Here is a 215-nt window from a genome sequence, read left to right on the forward strand (position 1 = left end):
ACCGCAACAGGTCTAGATAAGAATTATGATTTAAGCTTTGTTGATGGGGCTTTAGATATCGCCAAAGCTAAAGCCACCGTAACTGCCAATAGCGTATCAACTATTTATAATGGTAAAGATCAAACTGCTGCTGGCTTTACTGCAACAGGTTTGGTCAATGGTGAAACTGAATCTGTACTATCTGGCGTTTCAGCAACAGTTACCGCTAAAGATGC

General features: G+C 40.9%; 1 protein-coding gene. It reads left to right on the forward strand.

Annotated features, from left to right (window positions below; all coding sequences use genetic code 11):
* Window positions 1-215: MBG domain-containing protein (locus GJV03_RS21625; protein ID WP_171501899.1), on the forward strand; the 215-nt coding region annotated here is incomplete at both ends.

Origin of the sequence: Acinetobacter sp. RIT698 (assembly GCF_009668065.1) — a bacterium.
GTDB lineage: Bacteria > Pseudomonadota > Gammaproteobacteria > Pseudomonadales > Moraxellaceae > Acinetobacter > Acinetobacter guillouiae.